The sequence below is a fragment of the Paenibacillus tuaregi genome, assembly GCF_900086655.1.
Taxonomy (GTDB): domain Bacteria; phylum Bacillota; class Bacilli; order Paenibacillales; family Paenibacillaceae; genus Fontibacillus; species Fontibacillus tuaregi.
The window spans coordinates 1,859,435-1,884,856 of sequence record NZ_LT575476.1 but is presented as its reverse complement, the minus strand read 5'-3'; the positions used below and the strand labels follow the sequence as shown (position 1 = coordinate 1,884,856).

The 25,422-nt window shown below is 48.7% G+C and carries 25 protein-coding genes and 2 tRNA genes; 3 read left to right on the top strand and 24 right to left on the bottom strand.

Translation table 11 applies throughout. The features are described from left to right. Positions 1–28: 28 nt before the first annotated feature. The 9 genes from BN6628_RS08460 to BN6628_RS08425 all read right to left on the bottom strand — a co-directional run bounded on the left by BN6628_RS08460 (position 29) and on the right by BN6628_RS08425 (position 6,514). A complete protein-coding gene (locus BN6628_RS08460; RefSeq protein ID WP_068616447.1) occupies positions 29–1,663 on the bottom strand; it encodes a hypothetical protein in 1,635 nt (544 codons plus the stop codon). A gap of 20 nt (positions 1,664–1,683) precedes the next feature. After that, complete coding sequence (locus BN6628_RS26825) at positions 1,684–1,815, bottom strand: hypothetical protein (protein WP_262363151.1); 132 nt, start codon at positions 1,813–1,815, stop codon at positions 1,684–1,686. A 23-nt stretch (positions 1,816–1,838) separates the two neighbouring features. Then, entirely contained in the window at positions 1,839–2,273 is a 435-nt protein-coding gene (locus tag BN6628_RS08455) for a phage tail assembly chaperone (RefSeq protein ID WP_068616445.1), read from the bottom strand. A 156-nt stretch (positions 2,274–2,429) separates the two neighbouring features. Continuing rightward, positions 2,430–2,837 (bottom strand): phage tail tube protein, encoded by a 408-nt coding sequence (locus tag BN6628_RS08450; RefSeq protein WP_068616443.1) that lies wholly within the window; start codon positions 2,835–2,837, stop codon positions 2,430–2,432. A gap of 24 nt (positions 2,838–2,861) precedes the next feature. Continuing rightward, a complete protein-coding gene (locus BN6628_RS08445; protein WP_068616441.1) occupies positions 2,862–4,322 on the bottom strand; it encodes a phage tail sheath family protein in 1,461 nt (486 codons plus the stop codon). 1 nt (position 4,323) lies between these two features. Then, positions 4,324–4,557 (bottom strand): YqzN/YkzM domain-containing protein, encoded by a 234-nt coding sequence (locus BN6628_RS08440; protein WP_068616439.1) that lies wholly within the window; start codon positions 4,555–4,557, stop codon positions 4,324–4,326. Between the two features lie 6 nt (positions 4,558–4,563). After that, positions 4,564–5,403 (bottom strand): hypothetical protein, encoded by an 840-nt coding sequence (locus BN6628_RS08435; protein ID WP_068616437.1) that lies wholly within the window; start codon positions 5,401–5,403, stop codon positions 4,564–4,566. Positions 5,404–5,531: 128 nt separating this feature from the next. Continuing rightward, entirely contained in the window at positions 5,532–5,858 is a 327-nt protein-coding gene (locus BN6628_RS08430; RefSeq protein ID WP_068616435.1) for a hypothetical protein, read from the bottom strand. A gap of 203 nt (positions 5,859–6,061) precedes the next feature. Then, positions 6,062–6,514 carry an ArpU family phage packaging/lysis transcriptional regulator gene (locus BN6628_RS08425; RefSeq protein ID WP_068616433.1) on the bottom strand — a complete coding sequence of 151 codons (453 nt, stop codon included), beginning with the start codon at positions 6,512–6,514 and terminating at the stop codon, positions 6,062–6,064. Between the two features lie 155 nt (positions 6,515–6,669). Between BN6628_RS08425 and BN6628_RS08420 the strand changes: the two genes are divergently transcribed. The 3 genes from BN6628_RS08420 (at position 6,670) to BN6628_RS08410 (ending at position 8,038) form a co-directional block, all read left to right on the top strand. After that, positions 6,670–6,999 carry a helix-turn-helix domain-containing protein gene (locus BN6628_RS08420; protein WP_082926844.1) on the top strand — a complete coding sequence of 110 codons (330 nt, stop codon included), beginning with the start codon at positions 6,670–6,672 and terminating at the stop codon, positions 6,997–6,999. Between the two features lie 77 nt (positions 7,000–7,076). Next, positions 7,077–7,724 (top strand): ImmA/IrrE family metallo-endopeptidase, encoded by a 648-nt coding sequence (locus tag BN6628_RS08415; protein WP_068616431.1) that lies wholly within the window; start codon positions 7,077–7,079, stop codon positions 7,722–7,724. Further along, complete coding sequence (locus tag BN6628_RS08410) at positions 7,712–8,038, top strand: hypothetical protein (RefSeq protein ID WP_082926843.1); 327 nt, start codon at positions 7,712–7,714, stop codon at positions 8,036–8,038. Before BN6628_RS08415 ends, BN6628_RS08410 begins: the two co-directional genes overlap by 13 nt. A gap of 58 nt (positions 8,039–8,096) precedes the next feature. Here the strand turns inward: BN6628_RS08410 and BN6628_RS08405 are convergent, their stop codons facing one another. From BN6628_RS08405 to carB, 15 genes are all read right to left on the bottom strand, one after another. Next, on the bottom strand, positions 8,097–8,255 hold the full coding sequence (locus BN6628_RS08405) for an asparagine synthase (protein WP_068616430.1): 159 nt from the start codon (positions 8,253–8,255) through the stop codon (positions 8,097–8,099). A gap of 77 nt (positions 8,256–8,332) precedes the next feature. Further along, complete coding sequence (locus tag BN6628_RS08400) at positions 8,333–8,743, bottom strand: hypothetical protein (protein ID WP_068616428.1); 411 nt, start codon at positions 8,741–8,743, stop codon at positions 8,333–8,335. A 290-nt stretch (positions 8,744–9,033) separates the two neighbouring features. Then, complete coding sequence (locus tag BN6628_RS25585; protein ID WP_082926842.1) at positions 9,034–9,141, bottom strand: sporulation protein YjcZ; 108 nt, start codon at positions 9,139–9,141, stop codon at positions 9,034–9,036. A 279-nt stretch (positions 9,142–9,420) separates the two neighbouring features. Continuing rightward, the gene (locus BN6628_RS08395; RefSeq protein ID WP_068616426.1) at positions 9,421–9,939 is read right to left on the bottom strand and encodes a spore coat protein; all 519 of its coding nucleotides are present in this window, start codon (positions 9,937–9,939) and stop codon (positions 9,421–9,423) included. A 712-nt stretch (positions 9,940–10,651) separates the two neighbouring features. Further along, positions 10,652–10,725, bottom strand: a tRNA-Ile gene (locus BN6628_RS08390). 22 nt (positions 10,726–10,747) lie between these two features. After that, a tRNA-Met gene (locus BN6628_RS08385) sits at positions 10,748–10,821 on the bottom strand. Between the two features lie 423 nt (positions 10,822–11,244). After that, complete coding sequence (locus BN6628_RS08380) at positions 11,245–12,741, bottom strand: ABC transporter substrate-binding protein (RefSeq protein ID WP_068616424.1); 1,497 nt, start codon at positions 12,739–12,741, stop codon at positions 11,245–11,247. A gap of 211 nt (positions 12,742–12,952) precedes the next feature. Then, entirely contained in the window at positions 12,953–14,449 is a 1,497-nt protein-coding gene (locus BN6628_RS08375) for an ABC transporter substrate-binding protein (RefSeq protein ID WP_235847601.1), read from the bottom strand. Further along, complete coding sequence (locus tag BN6628_RS08370) at positions 14,446–15,336, bottom strand: ABC transporter ATP-binding protein (protein ID WP_068616422.1); 891 nt, start codon at positions 15,334–15,336, stop codon at positions 14,446–14,448. The genes BN6628_RS08375 and BN6628_RS08370 overlap by 4 nt, the downstream gene beginning before the upstream one ends. A 3-nt stretch (positions 15,337–15,339) precedes the next feature. Continuing rightward, positions 15,340–18,228, bottom strand: coding sequence for an ABC transporter permease (locus BN6628_RS08365; protein ID WP_068616419.1), 2,889 nt, complete (start codon positions 18,226–18,228; stop codon positions 15,340–15,342). Continuing rightward, a complete protein-coding gene (locus tag BN6628_RS08360) occupies positions 18,228–19,385 on the bottom strand; it encodes an efflux RND transporter periplasmic adaptor subunit (RefSeq protein WP_068616418.1) in 1,158 nt (385 codons plus the stop codon). Before BN6628_RS08360 ends, BN6628_RS08365 begins: the two co-directional genes overlap by 1 nt. Continuing rightward, a complete protein-coding gene (locus BN6628_RS08355; RefSeq protein ID WP_068622109.1) occupies positions 19,351–20,067 on the bottom strand; it encodes an ABC transporter ATP-binding protein in 717 nt (238 codons plus the stop codon). The genes BN6628_RS08360 and BN6628_RS08355 overlap by 35 nt, the downstream gene beginning before the upstream one ends. A gap of 714 nt (positions 20,068–20,781) precedes the next feature. Next, a complete protein-coding gene (gene pyrE, locus BN6628_RS08350) occupies positions 20,782–21,423 on the bottom strand; it encodes an orotate phosphoribosyltransferase (RefSeq protein WP_068616416.1) in 642 nt (213 codons plus the stop codon). Then, a complete protein-coding gene (gene pyrF, locus BN6628_RS08345) occupies positions 21,417–22,151 on the bottom strand; it encodes an orotidine-5'-phosphate decarboxylase (RefSeq protein WP_262363150.1) in 735 nt (244 codons plus the stop codon). The genes pyrE and pyrF overlap by 7 nt, the downstream gene beginning before the upstream one ends. A 49-nt stretch (positions 22,152–22,200) precedes the next feature. After that, positions 22,201–25,422 carry a carbamoyl-phosphate synthase large subunit gene (gene carB / locus BN6628_RS08340; RefSeq protein ID WP_068616414.1) on the bottom strand — a complete coding sequence of 1,074 codons (3,222 nt, stop codon included), beginning with the start codon at positions 25,420–25,422 and terminating at the stop codon, positions 22,201–22,203.

The following is a 25,422-nucleotide window of genomic DNA, read 5'->3' as shown; positions in this document are numbered from 1 at the left end:
ACCGGAAATCATAGTTCACCTCCAGCATCTAATTGGCTAAAAATTTGGGTTTGCTGTTCTGCATGGTCTTTTTAAACTCTATATGGAATTTTTTACTTACTTCTGTTACTAGCTCTTCAAGGCTTTTTACCCCTTGATTAACAATTACTTGAATAGCCCCGGCTGGCATATTTACGGTTGCAGATTCTTTCTTTTGGTTGTCTTTCTTCAAATAACCTACCAAGTTATCAACTTGCTCTGGAGAAAGTTTCTTCGGTGCCAACCTAATGTTATTCGGATTTGGATCTGTGATTGAATAAGGATTGAACTTCGTGCTCTTAAAAGGGAAAAACGACTTTACAGACAAAGCAACTGTGTTAGGTACTGTGCCAAAAAACTCTCTTTCGAAATTTCTAGGATATTGTCTATTCAAAGGCTTGCCCGAATTGACCACGAAGCTATCTACCTTAGAAAAAGGTGGATTTAAAACTGCATGTGGTCCTACCTTTGGTGGTTCTTTATAAAAGAAACTGGAAACGTCCTTGCCTAGTGAAGAAAAATAATTACCAATCTCACTTAAAGCTAATTTCATACCATAAACTGTAGTTGGAGCATTTCTTTCGAAATTAGCAGCATCGTCGTATACTGTGCCACCAATGTCGTAAATTGTGCCACCAATTCCTTTCCCAATTTGTTCGACCAGTTTCGAACCAGCTATATCTATAGATGTAGTTAGGGCAGATTTAAAAGCAAATTGGGGTATTTTTAAAAATTTCGCTAAAGTGGCTGAGTAAGCAAACTTTAAAATTTCTCCTCCAGCATTCTCAAATGTTTCTTTCTTTGTTTTAGAATTCAGAACATTCATTATAGAGGTGTTAATACCTACTACTTTGAATGTTTTATCCAGAAACTTTGCGGTCGGTGGTCCGGCCTGTTCCAAGAAGTTCATTGACTTTTTAAACCACCCTGGAGTATTAGTATTTGTTGCCCCACCAGAAGTTTTATAAATCCCATCAACTGACTGGGAAAATAACTTTGTATAGTTCCAACCATCGCTTAGCTTACTTTCCAATGCTGCAAATGATGTTAAAGCCGACCATAGAGAATTTGGCTCTTCTTTTTTAGAATCAGAGTACCCAAACTTATTACCTAAATCTATAAGCAGCTCCAGTGATCCAAGGTTGCTCCTAGACTGAATGGTTGGCTTTACGTACTTTTTCTTAAAATCAGGTTTACTTTCTCCGAAGTTATTGTTATAGGAATCCAGTGACCATAAGTTGTTTGGCCCCGCCAACTTCTTACTTTTTAACTTTTGATTAGCTTCTTTGTTCTTCGGTACTTGTACCAAATTACTTTTTTCCTGAGTTATTGTAGCGGGCAAGGTATTTCTAACAAAATTTCGTGTTATTTTTCGTGTCTTTTCCTCTATAACAATCTTATATACTGCTGGTTTCACCAGATACCTCCAATGCACCTGATCCAATGCTCTTGACAGGTTCTTCACAGATTGGGTCATTCGGTCAATCATATTAACCTGAGACATAAGCTGCACTCGCCCAAGTTGTTTAACCCGCTTCTGAATGGAATCCAAATACTTGTCCATAGCTTTGAGTTCACGATTGCCTTTGATCAAACTTTGTGAACCGGCGTCAAGTTTTAACCGGATATTTGATGTTCTATCCATTGGTTTCTTCACCCCCTTCTTTACGAGCTACTCCCCGCCAGCATATCCAGCTCCAGCTCGGAGAAGGCAAGCAGCAGCTTGCGCTCTCCCTGCGGCAGCGTCCAGAACACTCCGGGACGGAGATGATGCCGCGACCACATGTGGTACAGCATCGTCGTCATTCCGCCGGAGTGAATCAGTTTTTTAGGTCTTCAATCGACACGCCGAAGCCCGACAGCTCCAGCACCTTGTCGCCCACAGCGTCAAGTTCTCCGGCCAGCAGCATGCGGCGGACGGCCTGATCGCCGCCGGACAGCTTCAGGCGGCTGACAATACGGGAATCGCCCCAGCCGCTGAGCTGAAGTCCTTTGACTTCAAGCTGCGCCGTGGCTTCCGAGATGAGCAACGCGTTGAACACTTCAGTGTCCACCTTCTCCTCAGCCCGGCCCTTCACGGTTTTGCGGATCGTGCAGCGCTCGCGGATACTATCGACCTTGCTGGACGTGAGTCCCCGCAGCACCAGCTTCATATCCAGACGCTGAATAAATACAGCCTCTTCAGGCAGCTTGTTCGCCGCCTCAAAGAGGCTGTCCAGTATTTGCTCTTCACTTAAGTTTTCATTTAAGGTCATGGTTATCTTCCTCCGGCTTAATATAGTTACTTATCTTGCAGCTTATAAGATGAACTATTGATTTACACGTAAGGAAGCCGTATGAAATGTTGAATATTTCACACTCTTGCCTATTGGTAATTCTTAAGTTCAACTTATATGATCAATGCCTGCCAATTAATTGGCAACAATCGGGTCTACCAGCTCATACCCCTCAAAGGTGAACGTGGTTTCCTCAGCCACCTCTTCGCCGGCCGTCCAGTTCGCCAGCTGGATCTTATCCGGGGAACAGCGGATCAGCTTAACGGACTCATAGCCGTAGGCTTCCGGGTCCGCAAGCTTGGAGATAATTTCGAATTTGGTGAATCCCCGGTTGATCATATCCGAGGTGATCTTATAACCGCTCATCGTACCTGTGCCCTTCTTAATCCCGTTCTTATGAACCTTCCAATCGGCGCCGCACAGATTCAGCTCACGCTTCTCCATCTCCACGCTGGCTTCCAGCTTGTTAATATGTGTCTGCCAGACTCCGTCAATATGAACCTGACCGTATGTTCCAAGAATAATTTTTGATGCATCCAACATATTTTCTCATCCCCTCAAGAGTTATTATTGAACGTAAAATGTTCCAAACAGCTGCTCCATCACATCAGACAGCTTGGCATTCCAGCGCAGATACACTTGGTCCGGTTCCGGTTTATGGGCAGCCGACGGACCATAATAATCCGGGTCCAGTTCAACATTAAATCCGGTGGATTCAATCACACCGCTGGAAGCCAGCTGACGCAGATACTCCTTGCATGCCCCAATCAACGCCAGGCGGCCTTCCGCTGTATTGTTCACCTTACCGATATAGGTTTCCTCAGCCGAACGCTGAAGATCGGCGTTTATGGCATCCAGCACACGGATGGTACGAATCTTCTTCCATGCACTGTTCTGTCCCGTACCCGACACAATCAGACTGTTCACGCCGCGTAGCGCCTTGACCTGGCGGCCATCATGAACGAGCAGGAACACCCCATTCTTCACAGCCACTTCCTGTTCGGAACGTGTCCATCTGCGGGTTACGTCCTCAAATGGCGCCGCCGAATAGGTGGTCGATTCATTCAGCTTCTGACCCGCGATCAAACCAGCCACATAAGCGGCTGTCTGGGCGGAGCTGTATTCCGTGCCGCCAAACACCACACCGGTTCCCACATTCACGATACCTTCGTGGTTGAACAGTGCGGAACGGGCAGCTGCCTTGCTTGCTGCATCCGCTGCATTGTCATCTGCAGCAGCACCGCCAAATACGGCAATCGCCTTCTTGCCTTCCTTGCGTACCCGCTTCAGCCAAGCCGCAAAGCTCTGGAGCAGAGCTGTGTCCGTCACGCCGTCCAGGGACAGCACATCGAACTCGCGGGTCTCCAAAGCATTTTGCGCCTCAATATAATCGCTGTTCTTAACTCCGCTAATGCCGCTGACTCCACCCGTAAAAGCAGTATCCGTCACATTCGCAAGCGGACTCTGGCTCTCGGCGAGCTTCACAGCAGTAACCCACTTGTTCGATGGATGTTGATTCAACGCATCTACCACCGCATCCACCTGGCCTGTTCCGATGCCAAAGGTATACAGCAGCGTGGTGTTCTCATACAGCTTCATTTCCTTCACTGAGCTGTCACCAAGGCTTGGCTGCACTGTTACTTTGAACTGATTAGCCCGGCTGCCTGGATATTTTGCCTCCAGCTTAAGAACTTCGGCCTTGCCATCCTGAAGAGTGAGCGAGGCTGGAGCAGCTGTGCTGTCCGCTAACCGGTAAGCCAGAAGCTTCTTCGGACCCCCGAGCAGGGCTAAATATAGAGAGGTAAAAGCTGTTGCACCACCCATGTCACCGCTTGTGAACACTTCACGAATCGCAGCTTCACTCCCGATTTCCACGAATTCACGAACCGGTCCCCAGTTCGCCTTGACGGGAATGACAACTGTCCCACGGCTGCCGGGCTGAATCGCCGATGCAGCTGCAGCTTCAAAATTCATATATAATCCGGGAAGGACTTGTCCTTCCGTAGTTGACCAATTTCCTCCTGCCATTTCACTTCACCTTCGCTTTCAAAAATTGTTGTACCAATTCGGCGGATTCCAATACGGAGTATTTCTCCCGGGCTGTGCCATACAGCGCACCGGCCAGAACTTCTGGCTTGACATGAAAAAGAGCCTCGGATTTCTCCGAAAGCTCCTCAATTGAATATTGAATTTCCATTTCGCTAAGGCCTGCCTGTTCGACCGCAGCCGTTGCCTTAGCCGCTCTGTCTGCTTTTCGCAGCATATCCACTCACCTCATTTGTTCAGGATTGGGTTTATAATAAATCTTTTGCATAAGCGGTTCCTCGGGGAAGGTCCGGCCTGTCTTCATGGATAACAAAACAGTGAGCTGTCCAGCAGCAATCCGGTCTGCCTGAGGGTTTGCCGTGCATTCACGCACTACCGCATACCTCTTTCCACCAGCTTCAAGCGGCAGCTTGACCTGACCTCCAATCGCTTCAAGCAGCCTTCTGACCGTTCCCTGTTCTTCTTCAGGGCTTCGCCCGATCACATGAACAGAGAATCGGTGCTCATTTTCCAGACCAGACGATTGAGTCATTTTCAACTCGCTGCCCGTAAGTCTCCACAATACACAGGGCCTCTTATAGCCTGAAGGCCACCAGCCGGAATACACCGCCCATTCATGACCAAGAATGCCCTCTGTCCAACTCTGCAGTCCCGTTAACCAAGGGTCCTCCGGATCGCTGGGCAGCAGGTTCGAAGAAGGGTTCATCACGGAGAATCTTAAAGTGCGTGCCGCAGCTTTACGCTCCGTATCCACCATATCCCCACCTACATTTCCCGTATAGATACACGTGATGGATTGCCCCGGTTCAGACGTCAGCACTTCTTCGTTAAGCGCCCGAATGATCTGTTCCGACAGCTGATCCACCTCGGTGAATCCTCCGGCTCCATATGGAATCACATCGAAATATCTCCGGTACCCAGTCCATGGGGATTCCACCGTCTCTTCCCCCTGCTTCACAATACACAGTGGAAGTGGCAGGCTTAATGCGGCATCCACATCATACACTCGTCCCGCGAACTCGGGAACAGCCATACTGATCTTTTGCTTAATGACTCCTCTCATATTCAGCTCCTTTCTCCATCAAGGTGAACGGGAAGCCGCAGATGATGACCGCGGTAAAATAAATAGCCGGACTCTCGTATAGAGCCGGCTGTGCAATAAGGGCATGTGCGCCTTCGGTATCTCTTTGCTTAACTTCCCGATGATATAACTATAACATCGTTTTTGCCTAATGAACGGCCAGCTTCCGGCCAAGAAGCGGCCACTTTCCGGCCACGAGCATTCGATGCCGTATTTCGCTGGCAACTCGGCTGCACGGTGTTGTTCGAGTTATACCTTTTGTATGTATTTGCTCCCGGAATGTCCGCAATTCCACCTTTTAAAATCCTCAAGTTCCAGCCACTCATCATCTGCTGTGTTGTATCTTCCCCCCAAACCTTAGATCTTTCGTCTTCTCTCCCTGAAAAAAACACTACTGGAAATAACAAAACCAGTTGATCCAAGCTCAACTGGTCCATACTTTTAAGTCCTATATCAAAAGCAAGAGGTATCTCACAATTAGAGCCTTAAGAATCTAGTAACGCCCCATTTTATCCTCTAACCCTCCCCACAAGCGGCTGTTCGATCTTAAGGTTTTATCAAATTCATCTGCTTCGCTCAATAACCGCTTTATCCCTTGTGCCTTTGCCTACTGCTCTCAACCCAGCCCAACCTCTCCAGCTTAAGCCAGCACCTCCAACCTAAGGGCAAGCGCAAGCTTGTACATGGCTTGAGCCTTGACTCTGCGGTATTTCCGCTCACTTACGCCCAGATCTCCACAGACGAGATAATCGTAAGTATCATCCGTATCCAAGTACCTCAGCCGAATCAGCTCCCGTTCCATTTCGTTCAGACACATCAGCGCTTTATCCAGCATAACGACCTTCTTCTCCATAACCTGCTCACGATCCACATTCCAGACAGCCGTGTTCTCCGTTGTCTTGCTTACGAGGTTCGTGGAGCCGTGGACCCTTGGTTCATACCTGCCAACGGTTCCCACCTCCCGGCGGATGATTCCAATACGTTTATAGATGCGGACCGTCTCAAGCTCTTCCTCCACCCGTTTACGGGTCGCTTCCTTATTCACAGCCGGCAGTTCATAAGTTAATTGCAGAGCATGTCCATTGTTCTTCATTGTATATGCATCCCCAATCCAGTTTATTTGGGCAACAATTTGTTTCCTGACACTTTTTATTATACGCAACAAATTGTTTCTGTCAACACGAAATAGAAACTAATTGTTGCTTATCTATTTATATAGGGTATAATAGTAGTAAGCGAGGTGATGAAGTGTTTACGGAACGATTGTCACAATTAAGACTGTCCAAGGGCTTGACCCACCAAGATATGGCTGATAAATTAGGGATGACACGGCAGGGATACGGACATTACGAGTCCGGCAAGCGCACGGTCGATTCCGAAACCTTATCGGCCATCGCAGATATCCTGGATGTGGATGCGGACTACCTGCTCGGACGGACTCCAAGTCCCAAGCCGACCCATGAAGAGACCGGCATCGCCTTCTATGGCGGCCCGGATAAATATAGCCAAGATGAGATTGAAGTCATGGAAGCCGCCCTCAAGGCCTACCGGGAACAGAAGAAGAAATTCCTGAAGTAATTTGACCGCCCTTTTCGGAGGGCTTTATTTTTCACTAAATATACGAACATACATTCTTATAACTGGAGGAATCTGTTATGGATTTATCCCTTTATTGTGAGACCGAGCTCGAGGACTGGATCAGCTCCAGGTACATAGAACATGGAATTCATCACCCTGCGGATTTGAATATTGAGGAGATCTGTGCCGCTTTTGCGGTGGATCTTGTGGAATATGAAGGACCACCCTTCAGCTGTAATCAGAATGATGTTATATTTCTGCCCAAACGGATGGATGCCCGGGTCAGACGTGTTGTCTTCTTCCACGAGCTGTGTCATGTTCTCAGGCATGCGGGTAATCAGAAGCATATGCCGGAATTGTTCCTGCAGCATCAGGAGATGGAAGCAGAGCGATTTCTCCAGTATGCGGCGGCTCCATTTTTCATGATCAAGGAACTGCCCCTTTCGGAGAGCCAGAAGGAATCCGTGGATATTATTGCCTCGGAATTCTCTCTGCCTTATGAACTTGCGTATAACCGCCTGCTGCAGATTCAGAACCGGATTCTTAACCAGGTCACCACGAAGGAAAGCACCCGTTATATGCAGCAGCTGAATGAAGCTGACAGTATCGGAGAGTACGCGCCAGGCGGCCCACCACCGGCGGCTCCTTCCAAGGAGACCAGGCGAATTTTAAACCAGCTGTATGCCCAGCTGGACAAAGGAGTGAGCAAATCATGGCCAAAATAGGAATTATTTCCGAGTACAATGTGTATGCTGAGGCTCCCTCGCTGCTGCTTGTCAAGCTAAGCCCGGCAGAGAGGGACTGGTCAAGCATGCTGTATTTGAAGGTTGCTCCCCCTTGGGAGCACTTTGAACTCGAGGAGTTTGGCGATGCGTCCGGAATTACCGTTCTTCTGGAAGACATTACTGTTCTGGACTCAGAGGACCACATCATCGGGGTTAATCTCCCGCAAATTTATAGACGCCATCAGGTGGATGAGGTAGATCAGCTGGTCATCCGGCTTCAGGACGTGGAGGAGGTTCTAGGAGCTTATATGTAAGCCACCTTAACATGACAAAACCGGGAAGAGTCACTCTTCCCGGTATCCTTCAAACTGCTTATCGGTGCTCGATCAGATCGATGGCTCCAAGTACAATATGTGCCAGTCCAAAGCCCAATGCTCCGGTTGCCGCCAGCTTGTACCTCGTTCCCAGCAGGGAAGCGGCTGAAGCCGAGACAACAGCGCCCAGTACGGTTGGAATCAAACCTTCACGCATGCCTAACACTCCCTTTAAGTGGTTTGAAAGACACTAATATACTGTGTGAAGTGCGCGCAATTTATTCATCCCGTACTTCATCTCGGAGGAATTCGATCCACTCTTCCCCGGCCATACAGCAGCCTAAGCTCCTCTAATACAGCCGGTTCCTCGTTCTCTATACACCACTGGCGCAGAGCTTCAATCGCTTTAATCTTGCCATTTCCGCTATCCCGCCATGTTAATAGTTCCGCCACCTTGACCATAAGCGCCACTAGGCTGCTGTTGTCCTGCTTGGTCTTTTCTGCTTTGATCTTCTGATACAGAGCCTCTCTCTCCCAATCCAGCAGGATCTCTTCCCCAATTGTAGGTTTCAGTAGAGAATACACTTTGCTGCATCCAGGACAGCGAACAGCTTCGACCTGTTGGCTTCTAAACCGGACTGCAATCTCGTGCTGGCAAACCTGGCAATCGAATTTAACATGGATCTCAGGTATGAAATCTTCCATTTGTATAGCCCCCCAACTTGGATGAAGCATTCGCGTCAAAAGTACAATATCTTTACCCAAAACTAGTAACCGGGAATCTGCTGTCACCACAAGTTGTTCATAGAACGAAATCGGCGGACCGTCAAAATGGATTTTTTCGCTTGTATATGGATATATTTTCTATTTCAACTATACCATATTTATTCCGATCAACAACCTCTAACTTCAGAATAACAAAGACGAGCCCGGAAGCCCGCCTTGTAGGTAAATGATGGTTTTTGGGGCACTTGGAATGTGCACTGTCTTATGCTTTAGACGAAAGTACGGCTGATAATAACCAGCAGAATGAACAGAACTAAAATCACACCAGTAGAAGTAAACACATTGTTAACAGGACGATTTTCTTGGCATTCGCTCATGTTGTTCCCTCCTCTCGTCTCAGGTACAAGGTAATGTATGCTCGGTACATCTGCATCGTAAGGGCGTTCCGGTAATGTATATACGTTTTCTATGTATGTCATAAGAGTGAGCCATCATGAGGACTAAATTGGGCTTCTTATTCGCAAAATACGCAGCCTCTTAAAAAGCTCATCCGGCCTCATACAAGCGACTATCCCCCACCGCGCCTAATGGGCGGCAGGAGGATTGTCAATACTCTATAAGTCATGCTGAGTGCTTCCTTATCTATATTAATCCTGTTATAGTTGCATCGCTTTCTTGGCGTTTTTTACATCGTCAGCAAGAAGCTGATCCAGATTATAAGCTGGATACAGGTTCCGTTCGAGCATGAAATAGAACACTTTTCCGTGCAGATTGATTGCGTTATTCAGCTGCTTCTGGAAGGTTTCCCGCAACTGCGGAGTTGCCGTCTCCGTAATGGCAATTGCATAATTGCGGACGGCCGTCTTGGCGAACAGCAGCAAGTGAGCCGCATGAAAAGCTGTCAGGTCTCCGGAAGGGATACTTCTTGTTCCAACCACAGGTGCCTGCGAGAAGTAAGGCAGCAGTTCCTTCAGATTCTTCTCCAGGCTTCTTATCGTCTCTTCGTAGAGCGCACGAAGCTGCGGGTCAGTCACACCCGGTAATGTCATCTTGAATCCCATTAGGTGATTGGACTGGAAAGCCACTAGTTCGTGCATCTCCAAAGTCTCGTGCCAAGCTAAATGTTGTTTATTACGGTACAATATGATCCCTCCAATTTCTTGATGGGATAGCATATGCCCAGATCGGTTAGAGGGGGACTGTCAACAGGATAATTAATTGTGCTTTTTTATAAAATGAAGTAAGGGAACTCCTAAACTAAATAAAGGACCGTCTTTGGAGACGGCCCCCTTGAATCAGTCCACGAACAAGGAAATTCACTTCAGTATAGGGTAGGTATCGGAGGGCATGACACGGATCTTATAAATCTAGGATCTAGCCCATAGTAAAACCAGAACTGACCACTCCAACGATAACCTGAAACTTCACCATACTCAACCCTTGTTGGGTAATACCAGAAGCTATCCCCATTCCAAAGCCATATATAAGCGAAATTGTTTAAACAATCGATAATGTAAGATGGCCCAAATGGCATGGGCGGGGCATAAGAAGGTGGTGGAGGCAGCGAATCCGCAGGTGAACCAGGCAACGGCAGAAAAGACATTTTAACTTCACTCCTCTACTAGTTCTGTGCTAACAAAACGATGATAAGTAACTCCAAAAGCACTGACGTAAGATTTGAGCGTAACTAGCATAAAAATGGACTTGGTCCGAACAGGCGACACCCCCCGCATAACTAAATCGTACTTCTTATATAATTATGCTCGGGCCTTAGCCTAGGTTCCTCAATCAATACTCCGATTGACGCAGGACACACTGCAAAATCAAGCAGTACAATGAACTTCTGAACAGCAAAAAACCCTTGCTCAGCAAGGGTTCTTCACATTATGGGCCCTGAGGGACTTGAACCCCCGACCAATCGGTTATGAGCCGACCGCTCTAACCAACTGAGCTAAGGGCCCTTGTTACCTTAATTAACAAGTATTGCGGGGGCAGGATTTGAACCTGCGGCCTTCGGGTTATGAGCCCGACGAGCTACCGGGCTGCTCCACCCCGCGTCAGTAAATAGCGACATTTAATAATATAACCCATAACCAGGCCCTTAGTCAAGAGTCTTGTTTCAGATGATGAATCTCACCCCATATTTGCCCCGACGGGATCGGAAAATTTCAATTTCGCTCAGGTCATCCAAGCCATAGATCCAACCGTCATGTTCCAGCCTTCTAGCCAGGCAGCCCGCCTGGAATTTCGTTCGATATAATTTATTAAAATAGACCCAGCGCATACAATTCGCTCACTTTCTGTAGATTTTATTCTTAATTAGCCCTATTATGCCCATTTCTGGTCCAAATAAAGCTTTTTTTCTCCCCTTATAATTCCCTCCTTTTGTTATTTCAACCTTTTTACACAAAAACAAAACGACCTCCCAGGCTTACGCCTGAAAGATCGCTACACGATGAAGCTACGACATGCTCAGTGTATTATTTGGCTGTACCGCTACCCTCAGCCTTGGAAGGAACCGGAGTTCCATCTGGAGTAAAGGTGGCCATAGGGTCCTTCTCCAAATATTTGAGCATTTCATTTCCCTTAGACTCCCACTCAGCCAAGCCCTCCTTGACCGTTTTCTTCCCATCCACCACTTCCTGGAAGGCTGCTGTTGCGGCTATATATATCGCCCTGTTCAGCTGTGGCTTCTTGGAGAGAATCTCCTGTTCATTCGCATTTGCGGTAGGAGCTGGCTTCAGCTTCAAAAAGGCCTCCACATTATAATTTTCTCCGTCGACCGGTTTGATAAAGGATTTGTGTGTGACCATTTCATAGCTGACAGACTTTGCTTTTACCTTCGCCCACTCCGGACTGTTCACATACTTCATAAATTCCCACGCCGTGTCCGGATTCGGAGCATTGTTGCTAATCGCCATAGCATCAGCAATATATATACCACTTCCGATGTCCGGTTTCTCAGGGTGTACCGGAGGAGTTACGACCCCCCATTCAATCGGGGTCATTTTCTTATTCGTTTTGGCTGCTTTATTATATTCGATCAATTCCTGGACTTTATTTATACCGCCGAGTTCCATTGCAAGCTTTCCAGTCATAATCCCGCTATTTCTCATATCAATTATAGCTCCATCCTCTATTTCACCAGAGCCACCGTCGATAATTTTATCTTTATGCAGCTTGGACAATGTATTCCATACCTTTTCCCATCCAGGCGTATTAACGGTCATCTTCTCGGCTTTTTCATCATACATTTTGAGTCCTAGAGGTGCAGCATAAGTCCTCATATTAGTTGTTGGTGTAGCTGCGAAGGGGGAAAGACTTATTCCGGTGATATGATCTTTCCCCTCGCCGCTCGTAACCCGCCGCGCCAATGCAAAGACTTCATCATAGGTCATACCATCTCTGGGCAGTTCCACACCGGCTTTCTGGAATATTCCTTTGTTGTAGTATAGGGCTGCCGGCTGGAATGTTGGAGACAAGGCATACAGTGTATCTTTTTCACTAATTTGTTTGAGCCCTTCAAGAACACCCGGTACAATATCCGAAGTATCAAACTTGTCCTGCTGAATCAAAGGATCCAGCTCTTTAAGCATATTGGTATCAGCCAGTTTCTTCATCGAGTCCGTGTCCATCACGACGACATCCGGCGGATTGGTGCCTTTTATGAGTTTCTTCATATTCCCTAGAACATCCGTTGTCTGAGATGAGCTACCTTCCAGATCCGTAAACTGATTCACTGTCATCGCAGATACAACTTCGACCGTAACATTAGGATGGGTATATTCAAATGCATCCACATACTTTTGTCTGAACCAATCTTCCGATCCCCCATACATCATCGCGATCCGTAACACCTTGTTCTCCTTCGTTTCAGCCGCTTTATTTTCAGAACAAGCAGCTAAGAGTGATGTTAACAATAGAAGAGTAAGACATACCACAATTGCTTTTTTTCTTTTACCTTGCCTAAAATTCACTTCATTTCCTCCTTAAGCTAAATACAATATTTCCCTGATCTTCACTTGATGTACGGATCACTATCCACGATAGTTACAGTTAATAACAAAATAATTAATCATTTGTTTAATTGGACTTTTTATACAAAAAGAGACTGCCCTTAAGCCATTGTCATGACTTGGGACAGCCTCTCTCATTAGAATGTTATAGAATTAAATATTGACTTGTTAATTAACCCTTGGTTCCATCTGCTGGCGGGATATACGGAGTTCCATCAGGCTGGAACTGTGTTTTTGGATTCTTTTTGATCTCCAGGAGCATTTGGTTCCCCTTTGTCTCCCATGCTTGAAGCGCCTCTTTCGGTGTCTTCTTGTTGTCAATAACGTCTTGGATGATCGTCTGACCCACATAACGGACGCTGTATAGTCCTGGCTTATCGGTATACAGCTTCTCATCGTTGGAGCTCAATGGCGGTACTGGCTTCAGCTTATAGAAGGCTGCCACATTGTAGTTCATGCCGTTCAAAGGCTTAATAAATGATTTACGGGACACCATATCGTAAGTAGTACTTCTTGCCTTAATCTTCGCCCACTCTGGACCGTTCAGGAATTTAATGAAATCCCATGCCGTTTCAGGGTTAGGAGCCGTTGCATTAATCGCCATGGTGTTGCTGAGGTAGACATCCCCGCCTATACCCGGCTTCTCTGGGTGAGTTGGCACGGTTACTACATCCCAATCAAAAGATTTAATCTTCTTGTTCGTTTTGGCAGCATCACTGAGGCTTTTCAGTTCGTTAACGAGATTGACGTCACCGATAACCATAGCTGTTTTGCCGGACATGAAGGTATCCGATTCAACCGGGTTGTAGACCTGGTTTTGCTGATTGTTCTGCTGGCTCTCGAACAGAATTTTATCTTTTCTCAGCTGGGCAATCGTACTGAGCAGCTTCTCCCATTGCGGGGTATTCATAGTCATCTTTTCAGCTTTAGCATCAAAATATTTGAGCTGAAGCGCATCACTGTATCTGCTTAGATCGTCATAAGCCGTCGATCCGTTGTAACGGTTGAAGGAGAATCCGTAAACCCGGTCTTTGCCTTGGCCTTTAGCCACACGGCGGGCCAGGTTAAAGACCTCATCATAGGTCATATCATCCTTAGGCATCTCAACTCCGGCTTTTTTGAAGATATCTTTGTTATAAAAGAGAGCTGAGGAAGAGAAAGTTGGCGAAAATGCGTAAATGTTATTATTGCCAATTTGCTTAATGCCATCGATAACCGATGGAACCATATCGCTTGTGTCAAATTTATCTTCCTGAATCATTGGATCGAGCTGCTTAAGCATGTTCTCATCAATTAACCTCTTAAGCGTACTCGTGTCGGCAACTACGACGTCGACCGGATTGCTGCCTGTCATTAATCCCTTCAAGCTCTTGATCACATCAGGTTGTTCGTTGTTCTGATTCTCGGAGTAACGCATTTGGTCATAATTCACCGCAGGCACAATTTCAATTGTCACATTCGGATGTGTGTACTCGTACACATCTGTGAACTGCTGTCTGAAATATTGGTCGTTACCTCCGCCGCCATAAGTCATGCCGATCCGAAGCACCTTTGGCTTGTCGTTATCGGTATTGCTCCCACTTGAACATCCCGCTATCATTCCCGTCAGCATCACCGCCGCAAGACTTGTCGCTAAGATTTTGTACGTTTTCTTAAATCCGTTTTTCAAGATTCTTCCTCCTTAATTGGTTTGGGTGGTGTGATTACAATCTTTCCTCCATCGAACTCCATGCTGGCTCTTCCCCCAATTCCGAGAGCCTCCAGATATTCTTTGGGAACTTGCAGTCTGCCTACCCGGTCCACAACAACGAACGCTTCATGCACTTCCTGAAGCCCGCCTTGACGATTAAATCCGTCCTCTGTCGAATCGAGCCCCGGATTCCTCTTCACGAACTCTGTGCTCGTGAGTCCGTCCCGAATCGCAACGACCCGGTCCACCTTGCTTGCCAAAGTCAAATCATGGGTAACGATGACTATGGTAAGACCAATCTCCCGATTGATCCGGCGGAATATATCCATAATCTGATCTGAAGTCCGGGTATCCACCGAACCGGTAGGTTCATCCGCAAGCAGCAGCTTGGGACGATTGGACAATCCTATCGCAATCGCCACACGCTGCTGCTCACCACCGGACAGCTGCTGGAGGCGGTTATGCATCCGGTCCTTGAGACCAACCCACTCCAGCAGCTGCTTGGCATATGCCCGATCCACCTTGCCATTTAACATCATCGGCATTTCCACATTCTCGAGCGCCGTAAGATAAGGCAGTAGATTGCGCGCATTGTTCTGCCAGATGAACCCTACTGTATTTCTTTTGTACTCAACCAGTTCCCGGTCGTTCACCTTCAGAAGGTTCCATTCTCCCACGGTGACCGTACCGGCAGAAGGGTGATCCAACCCTCCGAGTATATTCAGGAGCGTTGACTTGCCGCTTCCGCTGTTGCCGATAATCGCCATCATCTCGCCATCTTCGACGGTCAGGTTCAGCCCCTGCAGCGCAACGACTTCGATATCCTTGGTTTTAAAAATTTTGACCAATCCCTCGCAGTGAATCACGCTTTATCTCTCCTCTCCAAGCTTCACAGCCTGATGTACCTTAAGTCTGCGAATCTGCCACAGCAGCAGTCCAGCCCCCATAAGGAGCATAACTGCGACAACCAGGTACAGCTGCTGCGTATCCTTGGAATCAAAGACGATCCTAAATGGCGGCACCTGGGATGTGACGTTCTCTGCCGTCTGAAGAAAAGGAAGATACAAACGCCCAACGAGCTTGCCGATTCCAATTCCAAGCGCAATGGAAAGCCCGGCGGTAAGAATCTGCTCCGCAAGCAGCATAATCGTAAGCTGTCTGCGGGATAACCCCATGGCTCTTAGAATCCCGAACTGGACAACCCGTCCGGACAGATTGAAGAACCAGAACAAAATATATCCAATCAAGGAAACCATGACAGAAACCAGGAAGCCCATGCTTAGAATCCCGAAGACCCCGCCCCGGGTTGGCAGCTTGCTCTGCGTCACCAGCTCTGTTCTTACATCCTTGATCTTGGCAACCTCAATATCCTTCTCAGCCAGTTTGCTGTAGATCGGAGCGACCTTTGCTCCCGGCTTCATCTTCAACCATACTTCATAAGGCATCATCGGCAGTTGGTCATAGATATAGTCCAGATTCGCAACAACAAATGGCGTTTGATCTGGATACAGATTTGGCCAGTAAGGAATAATCCCGTATACCGCAAAATCGATCGTCTGGTCATTAATCGACACCGTGAATGTATCTCCAGGCTTGAGCTTGTATTTCTCAGCAAGACTCGATGGAATTAAGGCAGCCGCTTCATATTGTCCAAGCAGGTTTAAGTATCTGAATGGATGTGCCGGGAACAGATCGTTACGGAACCACGCCACCTTGGAGAAATCCACATTGTCTATGCCCATAATTTGTCCTTGACCGGCAGATTGGCCGGAGACCACGATATTTCCTTTGGTCTGAAGCACTCTTGCTGCATGTTCCACTCCAGGCAGGGTCCTGAAGATTTCAAAAGGCGGCTCCGAATAGATGATTTTGGCGTTCTTGTTCTGCTGCTGTCCAGAACCTCCGCCGCCTCCAGGTCCCGAAGCGCCGCCCCCTCCTGGGGCTCCGCCTCCCTGTTGTCCTCCCCCGGATGGTCCCTTACCAGGAGTAATCTCAGGTGTGCCGGACCACTGGGTCTCCACAACCACATCTGTTCCGTATTTGTACAGGGTACGTTCCGTGGAATTCAGATCGATCGTCCTCGCTGCCGATGCATTATATACCCCGAGTCCCAAGGTCAGTACCAGCAGGATCATCAGCGGGTAGTAAGACAATGAAGAGCGGGACAACTGGGTAAGGCTCAGATAATACGGAACTGGCAGCCACTTCTTGCCAATCCAACCTATAAATCGAAGCAGCCATGGGAAAATGCGAAGGAAGAAAAGTCCAATCGCAAATATGGCAATGGCCGGAACGAAGAACAGAAACGGCTGAACCTGAAGCTGATCCGTAGTTAATCCGGTTGAGAACGTGAGCATTTGACGCTCATTGAACAAGTAATATCCATACCCTGCTACTCCAAGCAGCACAACGTCCACGAACCACCGCTGCCAGAATGGACGCCGGTCGGAACGGGCCTGCTTACGCTTGGCATTGACGATCGATGATCTTGCATAGGTGATCGCTGGAATCAAAGTGGACAGGATAGCAATGATCACCGCACCCGCCCCTAGAAGCAGGGCATCCGAATTGAATCCGACGGGAATGGATTTGCGGTCGACAAATTCCAGGAAGCCATTGGCTGAGCCGATCGATTTGGACATAAACCATCCAAGCAACGGCCCGGCGATCATCGAAACAACACCGAGAATGATGCTCTCCAGCAGATAGATCATAATGATCTGCTTGGTGGAAGCCCCCCTGCTTCGCAGCACTGCAATATCACTCTGCTGTTTATCCAGAGCCTGCCTGGCGTTCATAACGATATAATAGAACACCATCGCGATCATTGGCGCTGCCAGGGTGAACAGCATCGTTTGAAGCTGCAGACTTTGGGTGCGGAAGCTGTTCAGCAGCTCTCCGAAAGAGATTGTAACTTTCGTATTCTTAAGCTTCTGATACAGTTCCACGTTGAGACGGTCCAGAACACTCGACAATGCCGTAATTTGACTGGTTTTAATTTCGCTTAGATCAAAAGCGTAATACCATGTCGCATTATTAAGTGGGATATTCTGTTCCTTCAGAAGGCTGTCATTAAAGACAGACTCGCTGGTATACAGATTGTTGGCCATTCCCTCAAAGCCCTGAACCCAATAAGGATCTGTTTCCTTTTTCGGTTTAAAGGAGCCCACGATTTGGACCCGCAGCGTGATATCAAGTCCGCTGTACACCGGATAATCCAGAATATCCCCAACGTGAAGATCGTTCTGGTACATTCCTTCTTCAAGCATCATAACTTCGACAACGCCATCCGACCGTTTGTCTCCATACATGTTGCCCTTGGTAATTTCAATTTGATCTTTAAGTCCGCTCATCGAAGATAAGGTCATCGAACGGGTCCGGCTGGCATCCACCTTGCTCGGATCTTCCGGAACGACCTCGGTTCCGCGGATAGAGCGGGTATTAACATAGGCCTTATGCGGGAAGCCAATTTGTGCGGGAACATTCTGACTTATGTATTGGTCAACCGCCTTAAGCCCGGCTTGGTCTGTCTTCTCTCCGCCCGAAGCCTGATAGGTCATGAGCAGGGAGCCCGCAGGAAGACCGGTGCTTTGCTCCTGAAGCGTCTTGGCTACAACCCGTTTAAGGGCACCGTCTGAATACATCGGGATACTGACTGTGAACGACACGGCAACAATAAGTCCGATCAGTGTGCTCAATGTCAGCCACCTTGTATTCCACATTTTACGGAATAAGAATCGAACCAGCGGCATTCCCATTAGCGGCCCACTACTTTCTGTCCAGGTGTGAGGCCCTTCTTAATCTCAACATCCGTAGATCGCTGCTCTCCGACCTCAACATCCACCTCGCGTTTGCTTCCATCCTCCTCGACGACCTGAACATAATTCCGGGAACCGGTGGTCCGCAACGCCGAGATCGGAATGACTGTTACATTCTCACGCTTGGAAGTTGTAATCGTGACACTAAGCTGGGTTCCACGTTCAACTCCCTTAGGAAACTTGTCGAGCTGGATGATCATATACCCCTCAAGAGACTGCTTCTTCGGCGGGGTTGTTCCCCCATTACCGTTATTGCCCCCGTTGCCGTTATTACCGCCTCCGCCACCGTTATTGTTATTGTTGCCCGATGCCTTCTCAAGCGCATCAGCCTTAGGAAGCACCTTGATCTTGCCGCTAACCTCACCCACCTTGTTAATATCCACCTTGGCAGGCATACCCACAGTCAGCTTCTCCAGATCTTCCTTCTGGATGTTGGCCGCAACCACCAAATTCGACGTATCCGCAATCACGGCAATCGTGTCATAAGACTTAATCATAGCACCCTTGTCCACATTGATTGAGGTAACTGTTCCGGTAAAAGGAGCTGTGAGTACAGCCCGTGAAACCTGCTCTTTCAAATCTGCTAATTCCTGACGGGCCTTCTCGAATTGAAGCTTCTTCGTTTCAAACTCAATCGGGTCCTTCTCATCCTTGGTACGCAGGGCTTCCTTCATCGTGACTTCCTGAGAACGGATATCAAGCTCCTTATCCCGGATACTCTTCTGAAGATCTTCCGTGTCCAGTGTGGCAATCACGGCCCCTTTTTTCACTTTATCGCCAAGCTTGATGTTCAGCTCTTTCAGATGAAGCTGCAGCGTATCTCCCAAGGTGAAGTACACGGGCTCCTCCCGTTGGCTTAGAAACTGCCCGCTGCTCTGAACGGTCGTCTCAAATGTTCCTGAGGTTACCTCATACTCCGGTTTCTTGGAAATTTTCGGCGCTTGGATATTCGGCAGCACCTCTTCCTCCTGCTCCTTCGGCAAAAGGCCGCATCCTGAAGCGGTTATAACCGAAAGACACAGGACGGCTGCTCCAGCACCGCGTGCCCACTTCCTCCTTCCCTTAGACAAATCTGCCATCCACCATTTCGTAAACATGGTCTGCTACCTCCAAGATTGTAGGGTCGTGTGTCGTCATACAAATCGTCACATTCTCCGTCTCGATAATATTTTTGAATACAGCCATGACCTGGGCCCCCATCTGCGAGTCCAGATTCGCTGTTGGTTCGTCCGCAAGCAGCAGATGAGGCCGGTGCGCAATAGCCTTGGCGATAGCCACCCGCTGCTGCTCTCCCCCGGACAACTCAAACGGCCGGTGATGCATCCGCTTGCCGAGTCCGACCAAATTCAAGCAGTGGGTAATTCTCTCTTTCCATTCCCGGGAGGGAACCGAAGCCATGCGCAGGGACAATTCCACATTCTCATATGCGGATAGAAGCGGGAGAAGGGCATATGCCTGGAAAATAAACCCGATCTGATCCCTTCTAAGTACAGTCCGCTTCTTGTCACTAAGCGTGTGAAGCTTCTGACCACGGAAGTAGATTTCACCTTGAGAAGGCTGGTCAAGGCCTCCCAGCATATTAAGCAAGGTCGTCTTGCCTGACCCGGATCTTCCTTTCAACATAACCAGCTGGCCCGGCATCACTTCCATGTTGATTCCTTTCAGTACATGAAGAGACTGGCCTCCAACTGGGAACGAACGATGAACTTCCCGAACTTCAAGAATAGGTTCACTCGGCGAAATAAGACCGATCTTCTCCTGACTGCCCGGTTCATCCATCTCCTCTACTTGGGCAGCGGGATCTGCAAAACCATCCTCTGAAGAATTTGATGTTTGAACCTCAACCAGTTCTCCCTCTAAAGGGCTTGCCGCCTGGGATTCCGTTATGGCTTCTTCCAAAGTACCCGCTGATGCAGGGACATCATCTGAAAGACCTTCTGGTGGAGCTTCTTCGAAGGAGTCTGCTGATGAGGCATTCATGGTGGCCTCTACAGAAGGTTCTGTTAGCTGGGCGCTCTCAGAGCCTGCTCCGGCAATGCCTTCATCCATTATTTCGTGCTCCTTGGAAGCTTCGCTGTCCAATCTCGCTTCTGCCCCAGGCCCATCAAGCTCTGCCTGAAGGGATTGGTGGGTATCCGCAATTTCCAAATCTCTCATACTCTCATTCACATCTCTATTATTTGCGGCCGGATCGGGATTCGGATTGAAAGAGGGCTCACTTTCAACTTCCGGTTTCTGGCCTGCAGGTTGCTTGCGCAGCCAACGCATCATGAATTACGCTCTCCTCCACCCTAATGTATGTAAATCCTTCCAAGTCCAACTGAATTATAAACGATCTGCCTTGTAAAAAAGTTACAATATGTTTATCCTTAACGTCCTATTTTTTTGCACCCGGTCAGAAAATAGAAAAAGACAGCCGGAATCGGCTGCCTGTTATAGATTACTATAATTCAATTTAATAGATTATAAAAAAACTGTAACCTTCGAGGTCATTTATTGGCCAAATGCGGCCGGGTTCTCTCTCCAGGACTGAAGCAGCTGTAAATCCTGCTCCTGGATCGTACCCTTAGCAGCCGCCACCCGAATGAGCGCTGAATAGTTGGATAAGGACTCCACGTGAATGCCGGCTTCATCAAAACCTTGAACCGCCTTGTCCAGCTGGTAGCTGAAGATCGCAAGCACCGCCAGCGGCTCTGCTCCAGCTTCCTTAACAGCCTGGGCGGCTTTGATGGAGCTTCCGCCAGTGGAGATCAAATCTTCAATAACAATGACCTTCTGTCCCTCAGAGATCAGACCTTCAATCTGGTTCTCTTTCCCATGGCCCTTGGCCTTGTCGCGGACATAGGCCATAGGCAGGCCCAGTTTTTGCGAGACGAAGGCGGCATGCGGAATGCCTGCGGTTGCCGTACCGGCGATCACATCCGTATCCGGGTACTGCTCCCTGATCAGGGTTGCGAACGACTCCGCAATCAAATCCCGGACTTCGGGATAAGACATAGTCAGCCGGTTATCACAATAAATTGGGGATTTAATGCCGGATGTCCAGGTAAAAGGCTGATGTGGACGCAAGGCAACGGCCCCTATATCAAGCAGGCTTTCTGCAATCTTGGATTCTATCTCTTGTTTATTCAGCACGAAGTCGTCATCTCCTCTAATATTTGCTCGGCTGCGCGTCTTGGATCCGGACTTGCGGTGATCGGACGTCCTACCACAATGAAGTCCGTGCCACAGCGGATGGCCTCGGCTGGCGTCATGATGCGGGACTGGTCGCCTACAGCACTTCCAGCCGGGCGGATTCCAGGTGTGACGGTCCGGAAATCCGGACCACACGCCATCTTAATCGCCTCCACTTCTAACGGAGAGGCTACCACGCCATCAAGTCCGGCTTGAAACGTTCGCTTGGCATAACGAACTACGGCTTCTTCTACGGTCCCAAGAATGCCGATTTCCTCATTTAGCGTCCTCTGATCCGTACTGGTCAGCTGGGTCACCGCTATGATTAGCGGGGAGGTTAAGGAAGCATCCTTGGCCAGAGCCTCGTCTGCTCCCTCCCTTGCAGCCGTCATCATCGTGACGCCCCCGGCTGCGTGAACATTGAACATATCCACACCCAGGCGGGTAATACTATTGGCGCCGCCTTTTACCGTATTGGGGATATCATGCATTTTCAAGTCCAAAAACACCTTGTAGCCCTTAGCTTTAAGCTCCCGGACGAAATCAGGGCCAGCTGTATAATACAGCTGCATCCCTACTTTTATATAACAGGGTATCCCCTGTAGCCGGTCAATCAGGAGCCTGGCATCCTCCGCAGAGGGATAATCCAGAGCCACCATTAATTTTTCAGCAGTATGTTGAAGCTTCACTTATTACTCCTCCTTAAGATCAGTCATTGTTCCTGATGCGGTTGGGGAGTTATTTGGCCGCTGCCACGGAAGGCATCGCCTGCGAAGTGAAGTTGATTGATTCAAGCATCGTCAGAAGGGCCCGGACCGTATCAAGCGAAGTCATACATACAATTCCGTTCTCCACCGCTTCACGGCGGATTCTGAAGCCATCACGTTCCGGCTCCTTGCCTTTGGTCAGTGTGTTCACAACAAAGTGGGCTTGACCTCCGCGGATCAAATCAAGAATATTAGGTGTTCCTTCACTCAGCTTGTTAACTGTAGTCACATGAATGCCGGCTTCCTCCAAAGCTTGGGCCGTACCGCCTGTTGCGATGATGTTGTAACCCAGATTGTTGAAACCGCGGAAGAGCTGGGTGGCCTCTTCCTTATCCTTGTCTGACACGGTGGCAATCATGGAACCGGTTGTCGGAATTTTCATCCCTGCTCCGATTAGCCCTTTATACAGCGCTTTGGCGTAATGCTGATCCCGTCCCATAACTTCTCCGGTGGACTTCATTTCCGGTCCGAGGGTCGGTTCAACCCGGCGCAGCTTGGCGAAGGAGAATACCGGCACTTTCACCGATACATAGTCGCTCTCCGGCCATAAGCCGTCCACATAACCAAGATCCTTCAGCTTCGTACCCAGAATGCACTGGGTGGCCACATTCGCCATCGGAATATTAGTAACCTTGCTTAGGAACGGAACAGTCCGGGAAGAGCGAGGGTTCACCTCGATCACATATACTTCGTCCTTGTAAATAACGAACTGGATGTTCACAAGCCCGACAGTCTTCAGCTCTTTGGCGATTTTGATCGTGACATCCACAATCTTATTTTTCAAAGTATCGGACAGATACTGCGGAGGATACACGGCGATGGAGTCTCCGGAGTGAACCCCGGCACGCTCAACATGTTCCATAATGCCTGGAATCAATACCGTCTCCCCGTCGCAAATCGCATCCACTTCCACTTCCATACCGAGCATGTAACGGTCAATCAGAACCGGATGCTGCGGGTTGATCTGTACCGCCTGTTCCATGTATCTAAGCAGCTCGTCATCCGAATATACAATCTCCATGGCACGGCCCCCAAGTACATAGGAAGGACGAACCAGTACCGGATATCCAAGGGACTGGGCTGTTCCAACCGCTTCTTTTACGGAGGTCACCGTGCTGCCTTTCGGCTGGGCGATTTCCAATCTGGACAGAAGCGCTTCGAATTTCTTGCGGTCTTCCGCCTCATCGATGCTCTCGAGGCTGGTTCCCAGAATGTTAACCCCAGCGGCTTTCAGTGGAGCAGCCAGGTTAATTGCAGTCTGTCCTCCGAACTGTACGATGACCCCGACCGGCTTCTCTTCTTCGATCACGTTCATAACATCCTCGAAGAACAAGGGTTCAAAGTACAATCGGTCCGATGTGTTAAAGTCCGTTGAAACGGTCTCCGGGTTGTTATTGATGATAACCGCTTCATAACCCGCTTTTTGAATCGCCCATACCGCATGTACTGTCGAGTAGTCGAACTCAATCCCTTGGCCGATCCGGATCGGACCGGAACCAAGCACGATGATCTTCTCCTTGGAAGAAGGAGTCACTTCGTTCTCCTGCTCATATGTGGAGTAGTAATATGGTGTAATTGCTTCGAACTCTGCGGCGCAGGTATCCACCATTTTATAAACCGGGCGAAGACCCTGGGCAAGACGCAGGCTTCTTACATCTGCTTCGGTTGTATGTTCACTGAAGGACGCCTGATTGCGAAGCTCAGCAATGGCCCGGTCAGTGAAGCCCATCCGTTTGGCTTCGTACAGCGTCTCTTGGGTAAGCTCAGATTCCGAGGCAATCTTCTTCTCGAACTCCACAATCCGCTCAATCTTGTCAAGGAACCACCAGTCGATGTTGGTCAAGTCTTGAATCTGCTGCAGTTCATAACCGCGGCGGAATGCCTCTGCAACCAGGAACAGACGCTCATCGTCAGGTTGAACCAGCCGTCTGTCAAGGTCCTCTTGGGTAAGCTGGTCCGCCCCTTTCAAGAACAGGCGGTGAGTCCCAATCTCCAGGGAGCGGACAGCCTTATGAATCGATTCTTCAAAAGTACGCCCGATCGCCATAACCTCACCGGTGGCTTTCATTTGGGTTCCCAATTTGCGGTTTGCACTAACAAATTTATCGAACGGCCAACGCGGGATTTTGCTCACGATATAATCCAGTGTCGGCTCAAAGCAGGCATAGGTCTGCCCGGTTACCGGGTTGACGATTTCATCCAGAGTGTATCCAAGCGCAATCTTGGCAGCCATCTTGGCAATCGGATAACCGGTTGCTTTGGAGGCCAGCGCAGAGGAGCGGCTTACGCGTGGATTTACCTCGATGACATAGTACTGATAGCTCTGAGGGTCAAGAGCGAATTGTACGTTACATCCACCTTCAATATTCAAGGCGCGGATAATCTTCAGCGATGCGGAGCGAAGCATCTGGTACTCGCGGTCCGACAGCGTCTGGCTCGGAGCCACTACGATACTGTCTCCCGTATGAACGCCAACCGGATCAAAGTTCTCCATGTTGCAGACTACGATACAGTTGTCATTGGCGTCACGCATAACTTCGTATTCGACTTCTTTCATGCCGGCAATGCTCTTCTCGATAAGGCATTGTCCGATCGGGCTGTAACGGATACCTGCCGCTACGGTCTCCCTCAATTCCTCTTCATCCGCACATATACCGCCGCCCGTTCCTCCTAGGGTATACGCAGGGCGCACGATGACCGGATATCCGATCTCTTCGGCAAAACGCACCGATTCTTCCACAGTTGTAATAATCGTACTGGCCGGTACCGGCTGCTCCAGTTCGCGCATCAGCTCACGGAACAAATCACGGTCCTCCGCTTTCTCGATCGAGGTGAGCTGTGTTCCAAGCAGCTTCACATTCTCGCGCTCAAGCACACCTGCCTTGGCAAGCTCCACCGCCATGTTCAGACCTGTCTGTCCGCCCAAGGTTGGCAGCAGTCCATCTGGACGCTCCTGGCGGATGATTTGGGTAACGAAGTCCAGGGTGATCGGCTCGATGTACACCTTATCCGCCATATTCGTATCCGTCATAATGGTTGCAGGGTTGCTGTTGATCAGGACAACCTCTACCCCCTCTTCCTTTAGAGCCTGACAGGCCTGCGTGCCAGCATAGTCGAATTCCGCGGCCTGGCCGATGACAATCGGGCCGGAGCCGATAACCAGGATTTTCTTCAGTTCATTATTTTTAGGCAT

Bases quoted from the DNA above. Each gene is read 5' to 3' on its own strand.
- BN6628_RS26825 (WP_262363151.1), bottom strand. From the start codon at position 1,815: ATGCTGTACCACATGTGGTCGCGGCATCATCTCCGTCCCGGAGTGTTC.
- BN6628_RS08430 (WP_068616435.1), bottom strand. From the start codon at position 5,858: ATGGACCAGTTGAGCTTGGATCAACTGGTTTTGTTATTTCCAGTAGTG.
- BN6628_RS08440 (WP_068616439.1), bottom strand. From the start codon at position 4,557: ATGCTGCGAAAAGCAGACAGAGCGGCTAAGGCAACGGCTGCGGTCGAA.
- BN6628_RS08415 (WP_068616431.1), top strand. From the start codon at position 7,077: ATGGATTTATCCCTTTATTGTGAGACCGAGCTCGAGGACTGGATCAGC.
- BN6628_RS08425 (WP_068616433.1), bottom strand. From the start codon at position 6,514: ATGAAGAACAATGGACATGCTCTGCAATTAACTTATGAACTGCCGGCT.
- BN6628_RS08410 (WP_082926843.1), top strand. From the start codon at position 7,712: ATGGCCAAAATAGGAATTATTTCCGAGTACAATGTGTATGCTGAGGCT.
- BN6628_RS08395 (WP_068616426.1), bottom strand. From the start codon at position 9,939: ATGCTATCCCATCAAGAAATTGGAGGGATCATATTGTACCGTAATAAA.
- BN6628_RS08435 (WP_068616437.1), bottom strand. From the start codon at position 5,403: ATGAGAGGAGTCATTAAGCAAAAGATCAGTATGGCTGTTCCCGAGTTC.
- BN6628_RS08400 (WP_068616428.1), bottom strand. From the start codon at position 8,743: ATGGAAGATTTCATACCTGAGATCCATGTTAAATTCGATTGCCAGGTT.
- BN6628_RS08360 (WP_068616418.1), bottom strand. From the start codon at position 19,385: ATGTTTACGAAATGGTGGATGGCAGATTTGTCTAAGGGAAGGAGGAAG.
- BN6628_RS25585 (WP_082926842.1), bottom strand. From the start codon at position 9,141: ATGAGCGAATGCCAAGAAAATCGTCCTGTTAACAATGTGTTTACTTCT.
- BN6628_RS08450 (WP_068616443.1), bottom strand. From the start codon at position 2,837: ATGTTGGATGCATCAAAAATTATTCTTGGAACATACGGTCAGGTTCAT.
- BN6628_RS08445 (WP_068616441.1), bottom strand. From the start codon at position 4,322: ATGGCAGGAGGAAATTGGTCAACTACGGAAGGACAAGTCCTTCCCGGA.
- BN6628_RS08365 (WP_068616419.1), bottom strand. From the start codon at position 18,228: ATGGGAATGCCGCTGGTTCGATTCTTATTCCGTAAAATGTGGAATACA.
- BN6628_RS08405 (WP_068616430.1), bottom strand. From the start codon at position 8,255: ATGCGTGAAGGTTTGATTCCAACCGTACTGGGCGCTGTTGTCTCGGCT.
- BN6628_RS08460 (WP_068616447.1), bottom strand. From the start codon at position 1,663: ATGGATAGAACATCAAATATCCGGTTAAAACTTGACGCCGGTTCACAA.
- carB (WP_068616414.1), bottom strand. From the start codon at position 25,422: ATGCCTAAAAATAATGAACTGAAGAAAATCCTGGTTATCGGCTCCGGC.
- BN6628_RS08455 (WP_068616445.1), bottom strand. From the start codon at position 2,273: ATGACCTTAAATGAAAACTTAAGTGAAGAGCAAATACTGGACAGCCTC.
- BN6628_RS08355 (WP_068622109.1), bottom strand. From the start codon at position 20,067: ATGGATGAACCGGGCAGTCAGGAGAAGATCGGTCTTATTTCGCCGAGT.